Origin of the sequence: Streptomyces sp. NPDC001410, from assembly GCF_042895235.1 — a bacterium.
Taxonomy (GTDB): Bacteria; Actinomycetota; Actinomycetes; order Streptomycetales; family Streptomycetaceae; genus Streptomyces.
On sequence record NZ_JBIAWE010000021.1, the window covers coordinates 1 to 20,848 of the forward strand.

Here is a 20,848-nt window from a genome sequence, read left to right on the forward strand (position 1 = left end):
CACACCCGACAACGACTGAACCACCACCCACCGACCACCAACCGGGTCACATTTCAACCGCCCAAAGCGGGTCCGAGTTCAGCCGACGCCGACAGCAGTTCCACCGAGCGATGCCGCCCGTTCCCAGGAGCTCATCCCGAGCTTGCATCTGCTCTTCCAGGATCGAGCAGTTCGAGAGACTCAGATTCTCGCTGCCCTCCAGCGTTTCCAGCAGCTCGTCAGCTATGGACCCGCTGTCGCCCTGGACTTGCCGCGCACTACGTGGGCGACCCTGCAGTCGACGCAAACTGGCTAAACCTCTTCACCGCACACTGGGCGGCTCTCCCACAGCCCACGCGCGAACTTGTGCTCGCTGCGGCTGAGCGCACCGAGCTGACCTCCATCCCCGGTCTGCGGGACAACTTGGTGCAGCATCTACTCGAAAGCGAGGAGGTCGAGCCGTGGCGTTACGCGACTCAGCTGTGGCACCTGGCCTCAGCGGACCAGCAGAGCAGCCTGCTGGCATACGCCCGCACTCATTGTCCTGCGCTCGACGAGTGCGCCGCCCACGCCGACCTCTTGGCCGCACTCGTCGAACGCGCCTCGGAATCTCTGCCTGCCGGAGCGGTCGTCCGGCTTACTCCCGTGCTTATGAGTGCCGAACCCGAGCTAGCCAGGGCACTGGGCCGAGCTCTGCGGCCCCTGCCCCGAACGGCCAGGAAACTTCGCAAGGCCATGGACGGCCACAGCAGTACGCCGGGGCAGCGTGCACGGAACGCTGCATTCAAGGAAGGCAGCGCGATCTGATCGGCAGCGCTCTGGCAGCGGAATGGCCCATTCCGTCACGGGGCCAGCGACCGCGTGTGCCAGTGTGTTGTTGCGGGCGGCCGAGCGGGCGACGGCCTTCTCCACGCGCCCCCTGGGGCGGGGCGGACAGCGACGCGGTGGTCGTCGCGCCCGCCCCGAGCACGTACGTCGCCGTTTACGCGGCGGGGGTGAGTTCGGCGCGGCCGAACAGCAGGGCGTAGCCGGTGGGGAGCTGGTGGAGGATGCGGGTGATCAGGTCGGGGCCGGCGTAGGCGGCGATGGTGGAGAAGGCGGAGCTGGTGTCCCAGCGGGTGGTGGCCAGGGAGGCACCGGTGCGGGCGGCGAGGTCCTTGACGAAGGCCCAGCCGGTCAGTGGCTGGGTGTCTGGGATCTGCGCGGTCAGCACGCGTGCGGCTTCCAGGGGCAGGCAGGCGGCCAGGTCGACGCGTTCGTCGCCGGTCAGCTGGCGTCCCAGTCCGGCGAGGACCAGGCGGACGGCTTCGTCAGCCTTCTCGCGGGTGGGGTAGGCGCCCTCGTAGCGGACCTTCTCCAGCATCTGCTCGTATGCCGTCCCGTACGGCTGCTGGAGCGGCGCGCTCTGGTCGGAGATCACTGGGGTAGTTGCCTTTCTTGCTGTGGCCGGTGTTCGGGCACCGGGGTGCGGGATGGTCAGGTGGGCTGGGGGCGGCCGAAGAGCAGGTCGTAGCCGACGGGGAGCTGGAGCAGGATCTGACCCAGCAGGTCCTCGCCGGCGGCGTCGGCGACGGCGGACAGGACGGCGCTGACGTCCCAGGCCGCGGTCTGCTCGGTGGCGCCTTCGATCCACGCGGCGGTTGCGCGGACGAACCGCTCCGGGGGTAGCGGTTCGGCGCTCTGCAGCGGGTTGAGCAGGATCAGGGCGAACTCCTCTGGCAGGCGCGCCGCGAGTTGGGCGCGGACGTCGCCGACCAGGTGCGCGCCGAGCAGGGCGAGCACCACGCGGGCCGCGCGCTCGGATTCCTCCCGAGTGTCGTACTCGCCGCGTTCGGTCACGTGGGCGAGAAACGCTTCGCGTCGCAGAGTCATCTCGGCCGCCCCGTTCTTCTGTGGACTACCCACGGGGTGCGGAGGGCGGGGTGAGGGGGAGATCAGGTGCCCGCCCTCCGCGCCTGCCCGGCTGGTGTCACCCGGAGATCTCCTTGCGGCCGGAGCCGACGCCGATGGAGATCTTGCGGGGCTTGGCGCGCTCGGCGATCGGGATACGCAGGGTGAGCACGCCCGCGTCGTAGTCGGCCTGGATGTGCTCGGTGTCGAGGGTGTCGGCGAGCACGATCTGGCGGGAGAAGACGCCCAGCGGCCGCTCGGACAGCTCCATCTGCACGTCGTCGGCCTTCGCCACCGGCCGCCGCTCGGCCTTGACGGTGAGCATGTTCCGCTCGACGTCGATGTCGATCGCGTCCGCGGTGACGCCGGGAAGGTCGAAGGCCACCACGTACTCGTCGCCCTCGCGGTAGGCGTCCATCGGCATCGCCGACGGCCGCGACCAAGTGCCCGGGCCCATCAGCTGCTGCGCCAGCCGGTCCAGCTCACGGAAGGGGTCAGTGCGCATCAACATCGTGAAAACACCTCCAGCAGGTTCAGGCAGTTGCTGCCAATGCGCCTCACTGACACCGTTGTAACATGTCATCCAATGGATGACAAACACGATGTCGTCCACATGATGACAGCAGAGGGGGTGCCCGTGACCGCAGCCGACCAGCCGCCCACGACCAGCACGAACGCCCACAGCCCGGCGTCGTTCCTCGCCGCCGCGGCGGCCCTTAACGCCATAGACAGCGCCCTACGCGACGCCCAGCAAGACTCCCCGGACACCCCCGACGCTCCAGACCCCGGGCCGGAGCAGGCGCTGGCCTCCCTGATGCTGCTGCGGCAGGTCCGTGAGCAGCTCGCCGGATGGGAAACCGGCCTGATCGAAACCGCCCGCGACGCGGGAGCCAGCTGGGCCGATCTTGCCCACCCCCTCGGCGTCGCCAGCCGCCAGGCGGCCGAACGCCGCTACCTGCGCGGCCGTCCCGGCCCCGCCGGAACCACCGGCGAACAACGCGTCCAGGCCACCCGCGAACGCCGCGCCGCCGAACGCACCACCGCCCATTGGGCCCGCCACAACGCAGCCGACCTGCGCCGCATCGCCGGCCAGATCACCGCCCTCACCGACCTGCCCGCCACGGCCCGCCTCCCGCTCAGCCAGCTCCACGCGGCCCTCGCCTACGACGACCCCGCCGAACTCATCCGCCCTCTCAACGCCACCCGCCCCCACCTGACCACCACCCACCCCGACCTCGTGGCACAACTCGACACCCTCACACCCCCCTGAACCCACCCCCTGCCCCAACGCGTGCGCGACATCACCTGCCGTCACGTGACATACCTCTGTGCCACTTAACCGAGGACCTGGACGAGGGACAGCTCACCGGGTCCTTCCTGGTGGACCAGACCGCACGGCGCCGGGCGACGGCCGCCCGTGGCGCGCGCAACAGGATCGGCGGGGCCGTCCAGCTCGGCACCACCCGCTACCCGGGCACCTTCCTCACCGCCCTGGATCGCCTGGCCGAACTCGCTTCCCTACGTGGATGACATCACTACTCATCGACATTGATCACGCAGATGCGCCCAAAGCGACTCCCGAAGCCACGTCGAAACGACATCCGTGAAAAGTGACACAGCCACGCGACCATCCGTCCGCGTGACCGGACGCGCAGCCCAGGGCAGACGTGAAGGTATGAGGCTGGACAGCGGAGTAACGGCAACACCCGACGGAACGGACGCTGGTGGCTGCGCTATGGCGTGGCCACGGCGGCCGTGACGGTGACGGCCGTAGCAGTTGCCAAGACCGCTTGATCGGGCAGCACCTAGTACAAAGCCTTGCTCAAGACTCCGTGACAGCGGCTGTGCTGCGCGATGGAGGCCCCGCAGACCTCACGAGAGCGCTGAAGAAGCCAACCCGCCCTTGGCATGTCCCGCAGGCCGGCCGACGAGGTGGTGGAACTCGGCGCCTCTGTGCACATGCCCCGCATAGGATGCGGGCTGGCGGGCGGGCAGTGGTCCCGGGTCGAGCCGCTGATCCAGGAGCGGCTGGTCGGGCGGGGGATCGCGGTCATGGTGTACGACCGTGGGAAGGACGTGAGCTGAGCACGGACACCGCGGTGTCCACGCCCGCGGCGGCCCGGGTGCCGCCGGTCCGGAAGAAGCGTGCCGTGGTCACCAGGACCATGGCGAGTGCGGCGGGTATCGCGTATGCGATGCGGAAGTGGCCCGTCGCCCCCAGGCCTCCGCTCGCGCCGGCTCCGACGAGAACGCCGACGTAGTTGAAGACGTTGAGCCGGGCCAGCACCGTCTCGGGGGCACCGGGCCGCAGTCGGCCGGCCGCAGCGACGCACAGCGGGGTGAGGGCGGCGACTCCTAGGCCCGCACACCCTGCCGCGACGACCGCGTACGGCCAGGTCGGGGCCACTGCCAGAGCGGCCAGGGCGACGGCCGCGAGCAGGGCGGCTACGCGGACCACCGCCACCGGCCCGACCCGGCGGACCATGAGGTCGGCGCTCGCCCGGCCGGTCACCGTGCCTGCCTGGTAGGCCGCGTACGCGAGCGGCGCGGCCGCCAGGGACGCGGCGAGGGTCTGATGAAGGTAGGCGGTCGACCATGCCGAGACCGTGGAGTCCACGACGTAGGCGACGAGGAGAACGACACCGAAGGGGACGAGCCGTGCCCACACCCGCCGCCCCAGGACCTCCTCGACCGGCGCCGGTCTGCCGCCGGACGAGGAGAGCGCGGGCGGGAGGACATGGGGCCGGACGGTCAGGGCCAGGAGGGCCACGAGCGCGGCGTGCGCGGTCAGGACGTACTCGACCGGCCAGCCCAGCCGGGAGACGCCCGCCGTCAGCAGCGCGGCGGCCACGCCTGCGGCGCTCCAGGCGGCGTAGAAGGAGGAGAGGATGCTGCGCCCGTAGTGGCGTTCGACGGTGGCCGCGCGGGTGTTGACGGACACGTCGATGGCGCCCAGCGCCAGCCCGAAGAGGACGTAGGCCGCCGAGGCGGCGAGCCGGCCCGGCGCCCAGGCCACGGACAGCAGGGCCACCGCCGCGGTCAGCACCGCCGCGCGCATGACGGTGACGGGACCCGAGCGGCGTACGGCGGCCAGGCCCGCGAAGCTGCCGGCACCCGCGGCCAGCGTCAGGGCGATCGTGAGCGCGGTCATCGCCAGGGACGACAGCCGCAGATGGCTCTCCACGGCGGGCACGGTGGTGGACACGGCGGCCACTGCCGCCCCTTGGGCGGCGAACACGGTGGCTGTGACCCGGCGGGATCCCGCGAGCAGGCCACTTCTCACGGGCAGAGGCGGAGCCGTCGCTCCGAGGGACGCGGTCATGGGGGCCTCTTCCTGTCACGGACCGTGGGCGGGCCGGAGTGCGCGCGAATTGGAGCAACCGTAGGAATGCGGACCGACCCGGCGGAGGACACCGGCGGCCACACTGAGGACCCTGGCGGCCAGGAGCTGACGGTCCGAGCGGTGCCTCAGGAGACCGGCACACCACCAGGGCGGAGAGATCCACCGGCCGTCGCCGCGCCGGGCCGGTCAACGGGTTGGCCGCTGCGGCCCCCTTTGTGGCCGCACAGGCCAGTCCGCCGGGGCTTGCACGCTGCCTAAGTTCCTCCCACGCCGAACGTGGCGACGAGAGGAGGTGGACTCGTGAAGGAGTCCGAATTCGATACGTGTGTGATTGGGGCCGGTCCCGCGGGGCTGGCAGTGGCACGGGCGCTCGGTGAGCGGGGGCTTCCCTATGCGCACATCGAGCGTCACACGGGTCCGGGAGGTCTGTGGGACATCGATAATCCGGGCAGCCCAATGTACGAGTCGGCGCATTTCATCTCCAGCAAGACCGTCTCGGGCTTCGGCGGCTGGCCGATGCCCGACCACTTCGCCGACTACCCCTCGCGCCGGCAGATCCTGTCGTACCTGACGTCCTTCGCCGACGCGTACGGGCTGACGGAGCGGATCGAGTTCGGCACCGAGGTCCGTGACGTGACGAAGAACCCGGACGGCACCTGGACGGTGACCCGGTCCGACGGACGGGCCAGCCGACACGGACAGATCGTGGTCTGTACCGGCTCGCAGTGGCACCCCAACATCCCCGAGATCCCGGGTCACTTCAGCGGCGAGATCCGGCATACGGTCGGCTATCGCAGCAGCGACGAACTGCGCGGCAAGCGGGTCCTCGTGGTCGGCGCGGGCAACTCGGGCTGCGACATCGCCTGTGACGCCGCCCGCGCCGCCGACCGTGCGGAGATCAGCATGCGCCGCGGCTACTGGTTCATCCCCAAGCATGTGTTCGGAAGGCCCGTGGACACCCTGGAAGGTGTCGGCCCCCGGTTGCCCAAGTGGCTGGAACAGAAGCTGTTCGGCGCGCTCCTGCGGATCATCAACGGCGATCCGCGCCGCCTCGGCCTGCAGAAACCCGACCACAAGCTCTTCGAGACCCATCCGACGGTCAACTCGATGCTGCTCCACCACCTGCAGCACGGCGACATCACCGCGCGACCCGGCATCGTCCGCGCCGAGGGCAACAGCGTCCACTTCACCGACGGCAGCAGCAACAACTTCGACCTGATCCTGCTGGCGACCGGGTATGTCCACAAAGTGCCCGTCGCACAGCGCTACTTCGGCGACGAGCAGCACCCCGACCTGTACCTGTCGTCGTTCTCCCGCGAGCACGAGGGGCTGTTCGGCGTCGGCTTCATCGAGACCAACTCCGGTGCCTACAAGCTCTTCGACGCCCAGGCACAGCTGATCGCCGGCTTCGTCCACGACACGCGCCGGGGCATGCCGAACGCCGAGCGGTTCGCCCGCATGATCCGCGGCGACCGCCCGGACCTGTCCGGCGGCCTGAGGTTCGTGGACTCCCCGCGCCACACCGGCTACGTCGACAGCGCCGCGTACACCAGGTACCTCACCAAGGTCGCCGCCGCCATGGGCTGGCCCACCGAGGGACGCCCGCCGGCCGTGGCGGCCGTCCGCAGCAAGGAAACGGTGGCATGAGCGGCTACGACTACACCGGCAAGGTGATGCTGGTGACCGGCGGCGCGGGCGGCATCGGCAGCGCGCTGTGCCGGCGGTTCGCGGCCGGCGGCGCCGTGTGCGTCGTTGTCGACATCGACGGTGAACGCGCGCAGCGGGTCGCGGACACCCTTCCCGGAGCCGGTCACCTGGGCCTCGGCTGCGACCTGCTGGACCGGGCAGGGGTGGCGGACCTCTTCGAACAGGTCGCCTTCGCCTTCGGCCGCCTTGATGTGCTGGTCAACAACGTCGGCATGACCAGCACCGAGCGATTCGACGTGCGCGCTGTGGAGAGCATCGAGCGGGAGATCGACCTCAACCTGCTCTCCCCGCTCGTCGCGACCCGGCTTGCCATCCCCCTGCTGAGGGCTTCCGGCGATCCCCGCGTCATCACGACGGTGTCCCTGGCCGGCATCTTTCCGCAGGGCGAGACCCCCATCTACGCGGCGTCGAAGTTCGGGCTGCGCGGCGCCATGCTGTCCATCGCCCTCGACCTGGGCGACAAGGGCATCCGCGTCGGCTCCGTCCTGCCGTCGGCCACCGACACCCCGATGCTGCGCCAGGAGGCCGTCGACGGCGGCAACTCCCTGCAGTTCCAGGACCCGCCGCAGCAGCCGTCCGACGTCGTCGCCGCGGTGGTGAGCCTGCTCGACAGGCCGCGACTCGAAGCGTATCCGCGCGCAGGCGAATCCCGCCTGGTCCGCTTCTCTATGCTGGTACCGAACCTCCTGCCCAGACTCCTCCCGCTCTTCCGCAGGCGCGGCGAGCACGGCCTGGCCAGATACCTGGAGGACCTGCGCCGCAGAGGACTGGCGCGTCAGGTCGACGGCCGCTGGGAACTGGTGAAGGAGGCATGACCGTGACCACAGAAACGAACGCCCGCCTGCTCAGGGTCGTCAACCCGGCGACCGGAGAAACCCTTGACACCCTGTCCGCCACCACCGCGGACGAGGTGGACACGGCCGTGGACCGGGCCCGCCGAGTCTTCGACAGCGGGGCGTGGTCGGGCCGGCCGCCCCGGCAGCGGGCCGCGGCACTCCTGCGCCTCGCGGACCTGATGGAACGCGACGCCGAGATCCTGGCCCGCCTGGACTGCGAGGACGCGGGCAAACCCATCACGGACTGCCGCACCGGAGACGTGCCCGCCGCGATCGAGTCGATCCGCTGGTTCGCGGAGGCGGCCGACAAGGTCTTCGGGCGCGTCGCGCCCACCGGCCGCGACCACCTCGGCCTGATGCGCCGGGAACCCGTCGGAGTGGCTGCGGCCGTCCTTCCGTGGAACTACCCGCTCGCCATGGCCGCCTGGAAGATCGGCCCCGCCCTCGCCGCGGGCAACAGCCTGCTGCTCAAGCCGGCCGAAGCGACCCCCCGCTCGGCCCTCCACATGGCCCGGCTGGCTATGGAAGCGGGTCTGCCGGACGGGGCGCTCACCGTCCTGCCCGGCCACGGGGCGGAAGCCGGCCGGGCGCTCGCCCGCCACCCCGGGGTGGACGCCCTGTCCTTCACCGGCTCGACGGCCACTGGACGGCGGATCCTGCGGGATGCCGCGGAGACCAACTTCAAACGGGTCTCCCTGGAGATGGGCGGCAAGAGCCCCCAGGTCCTGATGCCGGACGCGCTCGACTTCGGCGCCGAACTCATCGACGACATGGTCGAGGCCGCGTTCCTGACGACGGGCCAGAACTGCACGGCGGGCTCCCGCGTCCTGGTCCACGAGGACATCGCCGCCAAGGTCATCACCCGGTTCACGGCCGCCGCCGGGGCGCTGGCCATCGGTGACCCTGCCGACCCGGACACCAGGATGGGACCGCTGATCAGCGGTGCGGCGCGGGACCGGGTCGCACGCGCCGTGGACGAGGCGGTCGCCGCCGGAGCCGTGGCGCACATGGCCCGGCTGCCGGAAGGCCTCCACCCGCACGGGGCCTACTACCCGCCCACCGTGGTGGTCGGCGCCCCCGACGACAGCAGGGTCGTCACCGAGGAACTGTTCGGACCCGTGGTCACCGTCCAGACCTTCACCTCCGAGCAGGAGGCCGTCCGGACGGCCAACGCCAGCGCCTACGGCCTTGCTGCCTCCGTATGGACCCGCGACCTCGACACCGCCTTCCGCCTCGCCCGTGGCATCCAGGCCGGAGTGGTCTCCGTCAACGCCTACAGCGAGGGCGACATCACCTCCCCCTTCGGTGGCTGGAAGCAGTCCGGATTCGGCGGGGCGGAGCGATCCACCAACGCCTTCGACCAGTGGACCAGGGAGAAGACGGTGTGGATCCGCACCCGCTGACAAGGCGGAAACCGGACGCCCCTGCCTAAAGTGGTCGCCAGTACGGCCCTGGAGAGAAGCCATGCCCGAGGCACCCAGTCCGGAGAACGGCACCACGCGCAGCACGTCGGCGACGATCTCCCCGAACATCCTGCGCTACCTCAGCCAGATCACCCGGGAGTACGGCGTCGACCTGCAACCGGAGCTGACACAAGTGGGTCTCGCCGAGACCCTGATGGCATCGGCGGCCCTGCGCGTCTCCTACCGGCAAGGCAGTGCCGTCATCCGACGCGCCGTCGAACTCACCGGCGACGAGAACCTGGGCCTGCGGGTCGGAGCCGCCCAGCACCTCACCGCCTGGGGTCTCCTGGGTTTCGCCATGCTCGCCAGCGACACCCTCCAGGTGGCCATCGAGACGGGCGTGCGCTTCCAGAACGTGTCCGGGGCCATGACGGTCTGGTCGGCCGGCCGGGAGGGCCCCGACTACGTGGTGCGGGCCGACCTCCCGGATCCGGTGGTCGACCCGAACGTCGCCGTCTTCCTCATTGAGGAGGCGTTCTCCAGCGTCGTCACGCTGGGCCGCCTCGCCGCCGGCGCCGGCCTCGCACCGCAGGACGTCCACTTTGCCTTCCCCGCTCCGCACGACGTCCAGCCGTTCCGTGACATCTTCCGCTGCCCGCTGCACTTCGGCGCCTCCCACAACCGCATGGTGGTGCCGCAGGCATGGATCAACCGGCCGATGCCGGGCCGCGATCCGGTGACCTACGCCTCGACCCTCGAACTGCTCGAAGCGCAGATGGCCCCGCGCCGCCAGCAGCAGGACCTTCTGGAGGTACTGGAGATCTCCGTCGCGCAGAGCCTTCCGGACGTCCCCTCCTTCGCCGAGCAGGCCCGCAGACACGCGTCGAGCGAGCGCACGCTACGCCGCCGCCTGGCCGACTGCGGCAGCTCCTACGAGGCGATCGTCGAGGGCGTACGGCGCGAACGCGTCGAACAACTCCTGCACCGCCCCCACCTCACCCTCCGCGAGGTGGCTCGCCAGGCAGGCTTCTCCGACGAACGCGCGCTGCGCAGGGCGGTCCGCAGGTGGCACGGCGTGGCGCCGCTGCAGCTGCGGGAGGGGTTCCTAAGCGCCCCGTAAGGGGCGCGGGGCTGTGTTCGTGTGCGGCTCCGCCGCGTGGGCGCGACCAGCCACAACCGGACCCGCAGCCCCCGCACCACCGAACCCGGCAGGACTTCGGCTGAACAGGAGCCGCCACGGCCTCAACCGCAGCCCCCCGCAGGCACCGTCGGCTCGAACAACCACGCACCAAACAGAGCCGACAACGACTTCCCCGAGACCTTCTCGGCGTACTCCTCGAAGTTGGCCACCGAAGCCTTTCCGTACGCGGGCTCCTTCGGCCACCCCTTCAGGATCGCGAAGAACATGTCGCCCCCGACGATCTCCCGCATCTCGTACCGGCCCTGGTGACCGCTGACCGAGGGTTGCGCGGCCTTCCACGCGGCGATCACCGGCTCGATCAGCGCCCACTGCCCGTCGGACAGGACGGTTGTAGGGCTTGCGATCGCTCACGGGGTTCAGCCCAGCACGCCCGAGCCACCGACCGGTCCCGGATGCCGCAGTCCCACGCGTTCAGGTGACGACAAATCACCTATCAACTCGCATGTCGTCCTCCGGGGATTGATCGCGCCGCGGATCGATCACTCGTGATCTTTTCCGTTATCGCTGCTGGTCGGATTGCGCGAAGAAGCGAATCAGCTCCTTTGAGAGGAACTCCGGCTTCTCGTCGGGGATCCAGTGCCCGCAGTTTTCGGGGTCTTCGATCTTTAGCGGTGCGCGTCGCCCGGGCCGCTGACGTGGAGTCGCGGTCGGTGACGGCTTGCCCACCTGGTTCTGTTCATGAGGACCGACAGCACTGGCCCTTGTGGAGCTGTGGCGGGCGCGGATCGTCAGCTGGTGGGCAGGGTCCTGAACGCGCGCCGGTACGTCTGGGGCGTCGTGCCGAGGTGTCGGGCGAAGTGGTGGCGGAGGTTGTCGACGGTACCGAAGCCGGTGCGGTGGGCGATCGCGGTCACTGGATCGTCCGTGGTCTCCAGGTGGTGCTGCGCGAGCAGGACCCGCTGTCCGGTGAGCCATTGCAGCGGAGTGGTCCCGGTCTCCTGCCGGAAGCGTCGGGCGAAGGTCCGCGGGGAAAGGTGGGCACGGTTGGCCATTGCGTCGACGGTCAGGTCCTGGTCGAGGTTGGCTTCCATCCAGGCCAGGACAGGGGTGAGAGACCCAGTCCCCTCTCGGGGGAGGGGGCGTTGGCGGTACTGGTGCTGGCCGCCGTCGCGGTGCGGGGGTGTGACCATGCGGCGGGCGATCGAGTTGGCGACGGCGCTGCCGTGTTCCTTGCGGATGAGGTGGAGGCAGGTGTCGACGCCGGCGGCGGTGCCGGCGCCGGTGATGACCGGGTCCTCGTCGACGTAGAGCACGTCCGACTCGACCCGGGCACGCGGGTGGCGGCGGGCGAGTTCGTCGGTGTAGCGCCAGTGCGTGGTACAGCGTCGCTCGTCGAGCAGCCCGGCCTCGCCCAGGAGGAAGGCCCCGGTGCAGATGCTCAGGACCCGAGCGCCACGCTGCACAGCAGCCCGCAGTTCCTCGGTCAGGTGGTCCGGCTGGCGCACGTTGAGGTCGTAGGCCGGGACGCAGATGAGGTCCGCCGAGGCCAGCCGCTCCAGGCCGTGCCGGGCCCGCACCTCGAAGCCGTGGCGGGTCGGCACGCTGTCGCCGGTGGCCGAGACAAGAGCGAAGTCGTACACGGGCAGCGAGTCATCGCTGCGGTCGATCCCGAAGACCTCGCAGAACACGCCCAGCTCGAATGCGTGGGCACCCTGGAGAGCCAGGACGGCGATGTCGTGAAGCACAGGTTCCCGATCCCCTCTCACGACGATGGCAGGAATTTCAGCTTACCTGTCGTTTCTGCCACTCTCAGGTGGGAGCACCGGTTTGGAAGGCTCGCAGGCGTTCATCCATCCCGCGAACAGCTAGGCACAGCGCATGACCACACAGACCCCCGCCACCAACGCCGCCTTGTCGTCACAGGCTGCCCAAGTCCTGCGTGGGCTTGCGCTCGACGAGGAGCTGAAGTGGCGCGTCCCAGGCGACCCGGTCCTCGGCCCTCTGGCCCGCAAAGTTGCGCGGCGGTACGTGGCCGGTGAAACCCTGCCCGACGCCCTGGACCGGGCGCGGCAGGTCCTGGCCGTCGGCCACCGCGTGAACGTCGAGTACATGGGCGAGAGCTGCCGCGACCCGCAGCGGGCCACGGAAGAGACCGATACCTTCCTCTCCGCGGCCCGTCTGCTGCCACCAGGGTGCTCGATCTCCCTCGACTTGTCCCACATCGGCCTAGCCGTCGATGCGGAGCTTGCCCTTGCCAACGCCTCCCGCATCGCCCAGGCCACTGCCGACACCGGGCGGGAGATGGTGATCTCGGCTGAAGGCTCCGACCGGACCAACGAGGTGCTTGCCCTGCACCGCAAGCTGTGCGAGCGGTTCGACCATGTGGGCATCACCGTCCAGGCACGCCTGTATCGCACCGCAGACGACCTGTCGGAGCTGCTTTCCCGTCCCGGCCGCATCCGCCTGGTCAAGGGCGCCTTCCTCGAACCTGAGGCCATAGCGCACCGGCGCGAGGCCCCGGCCCTGACCGCTGCCTATCTTGCGTATGCGCAACAGTTGGCCGACTCGGGCCATCTGTGCTCCTTTGCCACCCACGACTGGGATTTGATCAACCGTATTGACCAGCACCTCGGAGGGAAGGGCACCGATTCCGATCCTTGGGAGTTCGAGACCCTCCTCGGCCTCGGGCCCGACCGCCTCCAGGCCATGGCCGAGCGCGGCCACCCCACCCGGGAGTACATCGTCTTCGGCACGGAATGGTGGCTCTACGTCTGCAACCGCATCGCCGAAGACCCCCAGCGCCTGCTCCAAGCCCTCGTCGACGCGGCCGCATGACCACTACCTGATGCGGGCCCACGTCATGACGCCTGAGCGCACTGCCCTGCGAAGCGTCAGCGACCCGACGGCCAGAGCTGTTCCGCCGCAACGACAGCCTCGGGCCGCTGCTGACTCGCTATCGAGCGCGTGATCATTTCTGTTTTCCGGGGAGAAATCAGGCAGGAGCCACGGGCTTGCCCAACGATACGACGTTGCTGCTCGGCCTTGACGGGGTGTCTGTCGTCCGGGTCGAGCGGCTGGAGGACGGCACCCGGCGGGTGCACCTGACCACCGTCGACGAGGGAGCGCGGGCCTGCCAGCCGAAGGGCACGGCGGTCACCCGGCCCCGCGACCTGCCGTACGGCGAACGCGGACTGGAGTTCCGCTGGCACAAGCGCCGCTGGTACTGCCGCGAACCCGCTTGCCCGCGTCGGTCGTTCACCGAGCAGATCCCCCAGATACCGGCACGCGCCCGCCTGACGACCCGGCTGCGGGAAGCGGCAGGACGGCGGGTGCGCGACACCGGGTCCACGGTGATCCAGGCGGCCCGGGATCTGCGCTTGTCGTGGCCGACGGTGATGGACGCCTTCCGGACCACCGCTCGCGAGGTCGTCACCGCGCCGCTGCCGCCCGTCGAGGTGCTGGGGATCGACGAGACCCGGCGCGGGCGCACCCAGTCGCACCAGGATGCCGTGACCGGGCGATGGGTGCCGACGACAGACCAGTGGCACACCGGCTTCGTGGACGCGAGCGGCAGCGGCGGGCTGCTCGGGCAGGTCGAAGCCCGTGCTCCTTCCGACGTGCTGGCCTGGCTGGCTTCGACCCCGATCGAGTGGCGGCGCGCCATCCGCTACGTGGCCATCGACATGTCCAGCGGTTACCGGGCCGCCGTGCGCACCGGCCTACCCCACGCCACGATCGTGGTCGACCACTTCCACGTCGTCCAACTCGCGAACAAGATGCTCAGCACCGTCCGCCGCCGCACCACTGTCACCCTGCGCGGCCGGCGAGGACGGGCCACCGCCCCCGAGTGGAGGGCCAGGCGCCGGCTGCTGCCGCGCCCAGCGCGCCGCCGAAGATCATGCCGTCCTTGGCGGCCTGGTTGACTTCGTCCAGGCTGAAGCCGTGCTGCAGACCGGTCGCCATCTTCAGCGGCTGGGCCACGGCGAGGTCGACGGCGACGGACTCGACGCCACCGAAGGCGGCGGCGTCGAGGGTGCCGGCGGCGATCTCGGCCACCGTCGTGGTGACGGCGACGCCCATGGTGGCACCGAACTCGATGACCGCGTCGGCCGCCGCGACGGCCGCCCCGGAGGCGAGGCCCGCGGTGAAGAAGGCGAGCGTCACGCCGCCCGCGATCACGGCGGCGTCGATGCCGATCTGCGTCCAGAGCTTGTTGATCGCGTCGTCGATGGCGTCGGCGAACTTCTCCAGTGCCTTGGCCATCTCCCGCGAGGACTCGGCGAGGTCGCTCAGCCAGCCGCCGTCCTGGTCTTTGGCGTAGCGGCCCCAGAACTTGTCGAACGCCTCGATCGACTCACCGGTGTTGTGGTGGATGATCGACGAGGCGCTGCGGTGCACGGGGGAGGGGACGTCGTCGACGGCACCGGCGAACGTGCGCCAGGCCTTCGCCGCCTCCCGCGGTTTGCCCGAGTCGGCCTCCGGCCACCACATGCCCAGCTTGAGAAGGATGTGCCGGGCTTTGTCCTCAACGCTCACCGGCACCGTCGCTCTGCTGGTCGGTCTTCACTTCCGTGAACATGCCGGCGATGAGCTGGTCGTTGTCCACGGTTCCGTCCGCCATGTCGACCATGGCCTCGTGAATGCTCGTCAGACCGAGCACCAGCACGCCCGCCGCGCTCTCGATCTTCTTCTGCTGCGGCTTGTAGGCGTTGCCGAACTTGTCACCCTGCTCGTCGTGGCCCCAGGGCTCACCCAAGCCGTCCAGGGTCTGGATGAGAGTGGTCAGCGCCTTGCTCAGATCGATGGCCCCTTGGTGGAAGGCAGGTGCCGCCCCTTGATGTCCGCGGTCTTGATGTCCAGCACCTTGCCGTCGCCCGACGGATGCCAACTGGCAATCCTGGTCACAGTCGTCGGTGCCTGAGGCATTGTCAGTCCCCCCTGCCATTATCCCGCCATGCTCTACGACACCTTGGTGGCCGAATCCCGTAGGAACGACTCGCTCGACGACGTGAGGTGCGCCGCGCTCGACCGCGTGCGCTGGCTCGTCGATCTCCTGGAACGTCAGCGGACGGATCCCCAGTGGGACGCCTCCGCGGCGTTGCGGGGAGGACCGGGGGAATTCGAGCGGATCCAGGCGATACGCGCGGCGACCCAGGCCGAGATCGAAGGGCGGCTCGCGGACTGTTCGGAGGAGGAGGGCAGGGCGGCGGCCCTGTGCCTCATGCTGGCCTCCCGCTTCGACGACATGGGACTCTGGCGGTACGACTCCGAGATCGGAACCGTGATCTCACGGGTGCACGGCTGGACGCCGGATGAGGTCGCGGTGCTGTTGGTCCGTGTCTCCGAGTTCGACATGGGCTTCTGGTCCGCCGGTTCCCTGGGGGTGGCGCTGATTGCCGCCGAGCGGCTCGGCGCCGACGGGTGCCGTGCAATCGCGCCGTGGCTGCGGCACGCACACGGGAAGCTCATGAGCGGCGATGCTCCCGCGCACCTGCGCGGGCCGGTCGTCAAACGTCTCCGTGCGCTGCTCGCGAGCGTGGACGAGGCGCACATCCCCGAGGGGTTGATCCCGCCCTACGCCCCTTGGGCCGCCCCGCTGCGCGACCGTGCGACCACGTCGCCGACGGCGGAGCTGGCCGACTTCGTCCGGCACCTGGCGGGTCTGTCCGGGCCGCGTCCCGCGCAGAAGTGGCGGCGGACGTGCCTCGAACTCGCGGACGCGGCGTCGGCGCGGGACCTCGTGGCCGACGTCCTGCGCGCGCTGGCCGAGGACGATCCGCTGTGCACAAGGCGAAGCGGTGCGCACACCGGCTGGCTCGACGACGGCTACCACTACCACTACCTCGTCCAGCAGAACGACGGGGACCTGGCCCGCGGCGTCGTCTGGGCGGCCGTGCTGACCGGCGCCCCGGCCGCGGTGCGGCATCTCGGCGCGCTCGCTCTGCGGGCCGGCGGCCCCGGGACCGACGTGATCGAGGATCTCAAGCTCGCGGGTGCGGCGATCAACGCGCTGGCCGAGACCGGCGATCCGGCCTCGCTGGAGGCCCTGTGGCGGCTGCGGTCACGGATCAAGCACCGGGCCCTGCGCAAGCAGCTCGACACCGCGCTGGTGACGGCGGCCGGCAAGCAGGGCATCACGGCCGAGCAGCTCATCGAGCGCAGCGTGCCGGACCACGGCCTGGCACCGGACGGCTCGCTGGAACGGGAGTTGGGCGGACACCGGGTGCGGGTGGCCATCGAGGAAGCGGCGACCGTGCGGCTCACCTTCACCCGCCCCGACGGCAGCACGTCCCGTACGGCTCCGGCAGCGGTGAAGGACGAGTTCCCGGACGAGCTCCAGGAGTTGAAGGCCCTCGCCAAGGAGGTGCGGGGGACGCTTTCCGGCGAGCGGGCCCGCGTCGAGGCGTTGATGTCGGCCGGGCGCGAGTGGCCGTACGACGAGTGGTGCCGCTACTACCGCGACCATCCGGTCACCGGCACTCTTGTGCGCGGTCTGATCTGGGAGTTCCAGGACGCGGACGGCGAGTGGCGTGCGGTGGCGCCGACGGCCGAGCCGCCCGGTGCGCCGGAGCGCGTCCGGTTGTGGCATCCGATCCGGGCGTCGACGGACGACATCAGGGCGTGGCGGGAGCGGCTCGTCACGGAGCGGCTGCGGCAGCCGTTCAAGCAGGCCTTCCGGGAGATCTACCTGCTCACCCCGGCGGAGGAGGAGACCGGCGGCTACTCCAACCGGTTCGCCGCCCACATCGTCCACTACCGGCAGCTCTACGCGCTGTTCAAGGAGCGCGGCTGGCAGGCCAACTTCCTCGGCCGGTACGACGGCGGCTACGACGGGCTGGCCCGGGCCGAGTTCGGCGACGGCGCGTGGCGGGCCTGCTTCCACCACGAGCCCGCCGCGGACGACGGCGGCGGCTACGCGCCCGAGCACGCAGCGACCGACCAGGTCCGCTTCGAGCGGCGCAGCGGCCGCCAATGGCGGGAGGTCGCGCTCGCCGAGGTGCCCCCGCTGGTGTTCAGCGAGGCGATGCGGGACGTCGACCTGTTCGTCGGCGTGACCTCGATCGCCGCCGATCCCGACTGGACCGACCGGGGCGAGGACCGCTACGCCGGGTACTGGCGCACGGCCACGTTCGGAGCGCTGACGGCGAGTGCCGAGGTCCGCCGCGAGGCGCTGGAACGGATCCTGCCGCGCCTGAAGATCGCAGACCGGTGCACGCTCGACGGCCGCTTCCTGGTCGTCCGCGGCGATCTGCGCACGTACAAGATCCATCTCGGCTCGGCCAACATCCTGATGGCACCGGACGACGCCTACCTGTGCATCGTCGCGTCACGCGGCAAGGGCGGCGGCAAGGTGTTCCTGCCGTTCGAGGACGAACGGCTCTCCCTGATCCTCAGCAAGGCGCTCCTGCTCGCCGCCGACACCAAGATCACCGACGACACGATCCTCCGCCAGATCAAGAGGGGCGCCTGATGGACCTCGCAGCCCGGCTGACACGCGCGCTGACCGACCCGGACTTCACGCTCGCGGAGCAGGACAGGAACCCGGATCTGTCACAGGTCTCCGACGAGCAGCTCGGCAGCCTGTTCGTAGCGGCCTACCAGGTGAGGGCCTCGGCCGCGCCCACGATGACGACGGTCCGCTTCATGGTCGAGGACGCGGCCAGGGAACGGCAGCCGCGCTACACGCCCGAGGCGTGCCGCAGGATGTTCGAGGTACTGGTCGAGCGATGCGAGGAGTCCGGCTGGGCGGACCTCACCCTCGGCCTGCGTGCGCTGGAGTCCTGCACGGGGCCGCTGCCCGACGTGTCCGAACCGGCCCGTCGCCTGGTCGAGTTCCGGCTGGAGAAGGACACCCTGCGCCAGCCGTACGCACTGCTCGCGGTCGCCGGGTTCGCCGGCGACGGGACCCTGCGCGCGGTCGTGGAGCGCCTCTCCGCTGATGTGGGCCCCATCGTCGCGGACGAGATCGCCGTCATGGCCGGCTGCACCCCGGCCGAACGGGCGCTGCTGTCCGACATCGACCGGGACCACAGGTTCGTCGCGCCGCTCGCGCACACGTGGCGCCGGGCGGCCGACAATCCCGCCTACGTGGCGTTCGCCCGGCGCGCACTGGAAGCCGCGGCCGACCGCACGGATGCGATCCGGGCGGGCGAGATCCCCTACCGGGCGGACAAGGCGTTCACAGACCGGGAGATCACCTCGCTCGGACAGGCCCTGCGGGTGGCGCTGCAGCGCGACGAGCCCTGGCTGCCGGAGCTGTTCGAGCGGCTGCTGCCCGGCGTCGCCCTCGCCCCGACGGCGGCGAAGACGCTTCCCTCGCAGGCCCTGCTGTACGAAGCGGTCCGCGCCGCACAGGACTTCCCGACGCCCGAGCTGGTGACCGCGATCCGCACCGTGCGCCGGACCGTCCGGCACGCCGGGGTGCCCAAGCAGCTCGACAAGATGCTCAAGAAGGTCGACGCGGCGCTGGCCGAACGCACCGACGTGGCACTGCGGTTGCCGAGGCTGGAGTTCGACACCGTATCCATCAGCGGCTCCGCCGCGGGCGGCGTCCTGCGCCGCACGGCCGGTGACTACCAGGCCGTCGTCACGGTCACCGAGACCGCCACGCTGACCTGGGAGAAGGACGGCCGCCCGCTGCGCAGCCTCCCGGCGCCGGTCCGCCGCGACCACGCCGCCCTGGTCAAGGAGCTGCGCGAGCTGGTGAAGCGCGTCAATGCCCAACTCGCCACCCTCGTACGCGCATTGGAGGGCGGTTTCGCCGTCGAAGCCGTCCACCCGTACGGCTGGTGGCGCACCGACCTGGCCGGGCACCCCCTCGCCAGTGCCCTCGTACGCCGACTGATCTGGGAGATCGAGGTCGCACCCGGCGAGTGGCGGGCCGTACTGCCCGAGACGGACGAGCACCTTCCCGACGCCCCCGACGACGCCTCCGTCCGGCTCTGGCACCCGCTCCGCTCCGAACCCCACGCCGTGCGGGCCTGGCGGGACCTGCTCACCGAGCGGTGCATACGCCAGCCCTTCAAGCAGGCGTTCCGCGAGATCTACCTGCTCACCCCGGCCGAGGAGCAGACCCGCGTCTACTCCAACCGCTTCGCCGCCCACCTCGTCCACTACCGCAGGATGTTCGCCCTGTTCCGGGCCCGGGGATGGAAGAGCGACCTGCTCGGTCCCTGGGACGGCGGGGACGGCGACGAGGCCGAGCGCACGCTGGCGGCGGGGGAGTGGCGGGTCCGCTTCTTCCACACCTGGGCCGACTGGGCGGGCAACGACGAACTGGCCTCGACCGACCAAGTGCGGTTCGACCGCCGGGTGGAGGGAAGCTGGCGCGAGGCACCGCTCGCCGACGTGCCCCCACTGGTGTTCAGTGAGGCGATGCGCGACGTGGACCTCTTCGTCGGTGTCACCTCGATCGCCGCCGATCCCGACTGGACCGACGGCGGCCCCGTGCGCACCTACTGGGAGCGGGCCGGGTTCGCCGAGCTGACGGCGAGCGCCGAGGCCCGCCGCGACGTCCTGGAACGGATCCTGCCGCGCCTGAAGATCGCAGACCGGTGCACGCTCGACGGCCGCTTCCTGGTCGTCCGTGGCGATCTGCGCACGTACAAGATCCATCTGGGTTCGGCCAACATCCTGATGGCACCGGACGACAGCTACCTGTGCATCGTCCCGGCCGGGCGCTCGGGGGACAGCAAGGTGTTCCTGCCGTTCGAGGACGAACGGCTCTCCCTGATCCTCAGCAAGGCGTTCCTGCTCGCCGCCGACACCAAGATCACCGACGAGACCATCCTCATGCAGATCAAGCGAGGTGCCTGATGGCCACCGTGACGTTCCGGGACGAGACCGCGACGGGCAAGCCCGTCACCGAGTGGCAGGTCGCGGGGCTGCCGGAGCGGATGACCGTACGGGAGCTGATCAGGCTCCGGGTCCGCGAGGAGGTCGCCCGGCACAACGCCCGACCGAGCGACCGCTTCAACGGCCTCGTCCGCCCCGACGACGCCGAGACGGAGCTGAACGGCTACCGGCTCCGCGAAGTACGCCGCATCGACTGGGAGCGCCAGGCCGAGATCGCCGAGCGGGCCTTCCTGGCCAACGGGTTCTTCGTGCTGGCCGGCGATCGCCAGGTCGAGGAACTCGACGACGTCGTGGATCTCACCGTCGATCCCGACCTGGTCTTCATCAAGCTCGTCGCCCTCGTCGGCGGCTGAGCCGTGCTCGTGTGTCAGGCCGGCGAGGAGGTGTCGACCACGAACCGGTAGCGGACGTCGGAGGCGAGGACCCGGTCGAACGCCTCGTTGATCTTGTCTGCCGGGATCAGCTCGATCTCTGCGCCGATGCCGTGCTCGGCGCAGAAGTCGAGCATCTCCTGGGTCTCGCGGACACCGCCGAACAGCGATCCGGCGTACGAGCGCCGGTTGGCGAACAGGGAGGGCACGTTCACCGCGAGCGGTTCGCCGGGGGCGCCGACGTTGACCAGGGCGCCGTCGAGGGCGAGCAGCGAGAGGTAGGCGTCGACGTCGATCCTGGCGCTGATCGTGTTGAGGCTTCG

General features: G+C 70.4%; 19 protein-coding genes and 2 pseudogenes. 12 read left to right on the plus strand and 9 right to left on the minus strand.

All coding sequences use genetic code 11. From position 1 onward, the window contains the following. Positions 1–961 precede the first annotated feature (961 nt). The 3 genes from ACFY3C_RS36450 to ACFY3C_RS36460 all read right to left on the minus strand — a co-directional run bounded on the left by ACFY3C_RS36450 (position 962) and on the right by ACFY3C_RS36460 (position 2,380). The gene (locus ACFY3C_RS36450; RefSeq protein ID WP_390773994.1) at positions 962–1,342 is read right to left on the minus strand and encodes a DUF2267 domain-containing protein; all 381 of its coding nucleotides are present in this window, start codon (positions 1,340–1,342) and stop codon (positions 962–964) included. Positions 1,343–1,455: 113 nt separating this feature from the next. Further along, positions 1,456–1,851, minus strand: coding sequence for a DUF2267 domain-containing protein (locus ACFY3C_RS36455; RefSeq protein ID WP_390773870.1), 396 nt, complete (start codon positions 1,849–1,851; stop codon positions 1,456–1,458). A 97-nt stretch (positions 1,852–1,948) separates the two neighbouring features. Beyond that, on the minus strand, positions 1,949–2,380 hold the full coding sequence (locus ACFY3C_RS36460; RefSeq protein ID WP_191876093.1) for an Hsp20/alpha crystallin family protein: 432 nt from the start codon (positions 2,378–2,380) through the stop codon (positions 1,949–1,951). 126 nt (positions 2,381–2,506) lie between these two features. Here ACFY3C_RS36460 and ACFY3C_RS36465 point away from each other — a divergent pair, with 126 nt between their 5' ends. The 3 genes and pseudogenes from ACFY3C_RS36465 to ACFY3C_RS36475 form a co-directional block, all read left to right on the plus strand. Continuing rightward, the gene (locus ACFY3C_RS36465; protein ID WP_390773995.1) at positions 2,507–3,139 is read left to right on the plus strand and encodes a type III effector protein; all 633 of its coding nucleotides are present in this window, start codon (positions 2,507–2,509) and stop codon (positions 3,137–3,139) included. Positions 3,140–3,216: 77 nt separating this feature from the next. Beyond that, positions 3,217–3,399 carry a DUF4158 domain-containing protein gene (locus tag ACFY3C_RS36470; RefSeq protein WP_390773996.1) on the plus strand — a complete coding sequence of 61 codons (183 nt, stop codon included), beginning with the start codon at positions 3,217–3,219 and terminating at the stop codon, positions 3,397–3,399. A 387-nt stretch (positions 3,400–3,786) separates the two neighbouring features. Further along, positions 3,787–3,954: pseudogene (locus ACFY3C_RS36475) on the plus strand (Appr-1-p processing protein); the annotation flags it as partial. Here ACFY3C_RS36475 and ACFY3C_RS36480 read toward each other — a convergent pair. Continuing rightward, the gene (locus ACFY3C_RS36480; protein ID WP_390773871.1) at positions 3,920–5,191 is read right to left on the minus strand and encodes an MFS transporter; all 1,272 of its coding nucleotides are present in this window, start codon (positions 5,189–5,191) and stop codon (positions 3,920–3,922) included. The pseudogene ACFY3C_RS36475 and the gene ACFY3C_RS36480 sit on opposite strands and share 35 nt — an antisense overlap. Positions 5,192–5,512: 321 nt before the next feature. On the opposite strand from ACFY3C_RS36480, the gene ACFY3C_RS36485 reads away from it, so the two are divergent. The 4 genes from ACFY3C_RS36485 (at position 5,513) to ACFY3C_RS36500 (ending at position 10,278) form a co-directional block, all read left to right on the plus strand. Then, complete coding sequence (locus ACFY3C_RS36485; protein WP_390773872.1) at positions 5,513–6,859, plus strand: flavin-containing monooxygenase; 1,347 nt, start codon at positions 5,513–5,515, stop codon at positions 6,857–6,859. Continuing rightward, complete coding sequence (locus ACFY3C_RS36490) at positions 6,856–7,734, plus strand: SDR family NAD(P)-dependent oxidoreductase (RefSeq protein WP_390773873.1); 879 nt, start codon at positions 6,856–6,858, stop codon at positions 7,732–7,734. Before ACFY3C_RS36485 ends, ACFY3C_RS36490 begins: the two co-directional genes overlap by 4 nt. Beyond that, the gene (locus tag ACFY3C_RS36495) at positions 7,731–9,158 is read left to right on the plus strand and encodes an aldehyde dehydrogenase family protein (RefSeq protein ID WP_390773874.1); all 1,428 of its coding nucleotides are present in this window, start codon (positions 7,731–7,733) and stop codon (positions 9,156–9,158) included. Before ACFY3C_RS36490 ends, ACFY3C_RS36495 begins: the two co-directional genes overlap by 4 nt. 61 nt (positions 9,159–9,219) lie before the next feature. Continuing rightward, the gene (locus ACFY3C_RS36500) at positions 9,220–10,278 is read left to right on the plus strand and encodes an AraC family transcriptional regulator (protein WP_390773875.1); all 1,059 of its coding nucleotides are present in this window, start codon (positions 9,220–9,222) and stop codon (positions 10,276–10,278) included. Positions 10,279–10,400: 122 nt separating this feature from the next. On the opposite strand, the gene ACFY3C_RS36505 is transcribed toward ACFY3C_RS36500, so the two are convergent. Together ACFY3C_RS36505 and ACFY3C_RS36510 are read right to left on the minus strand one after the other, a co-directional pair. Continuing rightward, positions 10,401–10,649, minus strand: a complete 249-nt coding sequence (locus tag ACFY3C_RS36505) for a hypothetical protein (RefSeq protein ID WP_390773876.1) — start codon at positions 10,647–10,649, stop codon at positions 10,401–10,403. A gap of 438 nt (positions 10,650–11,087) precedes the next feature. Then, positions 11,088–12,044 (minus strand): GlxA family transcriptional regulator, encoded by a 957-nt coding sequence (locus tag ACFY3C_RS36510; protein ID WP_390773877.1) that lies wholly within the window; start codon positions 12,042–12,044, stop codon positions 11,088–11,090. 133 nt (positions 12,045–12,177) lie between these two features. Between ACFY3C_RS36510 and ACFY3C_RS36515 the strand changes: the two genes are divergently transcribed. Both ACFY3C_RS36515 and ACFY3C_RS36520 read left to right on the plus strand, forming a co-directional pair. After that, on the plus strand, positions 12,178–13,134 hold the full coding sequence (locus ACFY3C_RS36515) for a proline dehydrogenase family protein (RefSeq protein ID WP_390773878.1): 957 nt from the start codon (positions 12,178–12,180) through the stop codon (positions 13,132–13,134). A 176-nt stretch (positions 13,135–13,310) separates the two neighbouring features. Further along, positions 13,311–14,222, plus strand: coding sequence for a transposase (locus tag ACFY3C_RS36520; RefSeq protein WP_390773879.1), 912 nt, complete (start codon positions 13,311–13,313; stop codon positions 14,220–14,222). Here the strand turns inward: ACFY3C_RS36520 and ACFY3C_RS36525 are convergent. Then, a complete protein-coding gene (locus tag ACFY3C_RS36525) occupies positions 14,107–14,835 on the minus strand; it encodes a hypothetical protein (protein WP_390773880.1) in 729 nt (242 codons plus the stop codon). The two genes, ACFY3C_RS36520 and ACFY3C_RS36525, sit on opposite strands and share 116 nt — an antisense overlap. Further along, positions 14,825–15,055: a hypothetical protein gene (locus tag ACFY3C_RS36530; protein WP_390773881.1), complete on the minus strand. Its 231-nt coding sequence runs from the start codon at positions 15,053–15,055 to the stop codon at positions 14,825–14,827. The genes ACFY3C_RS36525 and ACFY3C_RS36530 overlap by 11 nt, the downstream gene beginning before the upstream one ends. A gap of 198 nt (positions 15,056–15,253) precedes the next feature. On the opposite strand from ACFY3C_RS36530, the gene ACFY3C_RS36535 reads away from it, so the two are divergent. Genes ACFY3C_RS36535 through ACFY3C_RS36545 form a run of 3 tightly spaced genes read left to right on the plus strand, consistent with a single transcriptional unit; the run spans position 15,254 to position 20,507 of the window. Further along, positions 15,254–17,770 (plus strand): DUF4132 domain-containing protein, encoded by a 2,517-nt coding sequence (locus ACFY3C_RS36535; protein WP_390773882.1) that lies wholly within the window; start codon positions 15,254–15,256, stop codon positions 17,768–17,770. Beyond that, positions 17,770–20,115: a DUF4132 domain-containing protein gene (locus ACFY3C_RS36540; RefSeq protein WP_390773883.1), complete on the plus strand. Its 2,346-nt coding sequence runs from the start codon at positions 17,770–17,772 to the stop codon at positions 20,113–20,115. The genes ACFY3C_RS36535 and ACFY3C_RS36540 overlap by 1 nt, the downstream gene beginning before the upstream one ends. Continuing rightward, on the plus strand, positions 20,115–20,507 hold the full coding sequence (locus tag ACFY3C_RS36545; protein WP_390773884.1) for a hypothetical protein: 393 nt from the start codon (positions 20,115–20,117) through the stop codon (positions 20,505–20,507). The genes ACFY3C_RS36540 and ACFY3C_RS36545 overlap by 1 nt, the downstream gene beginning before the upstream one ends. A 14-nt stretch (positions 20,508–20,521) precedes the next feature. Here the strand turns inward: ACFY3C_RS36545 and ACFY3C_RS36550 are convergent. After that, a pseudogene (locus tag ACFY3C_RS36550) lies at positions 20,522–20,842 on the minus strand (zinc-binding dehydrogenase); the annotation flags it as partial. Positions 20,843–20,848: the final 6 nt, after the last annotated feature.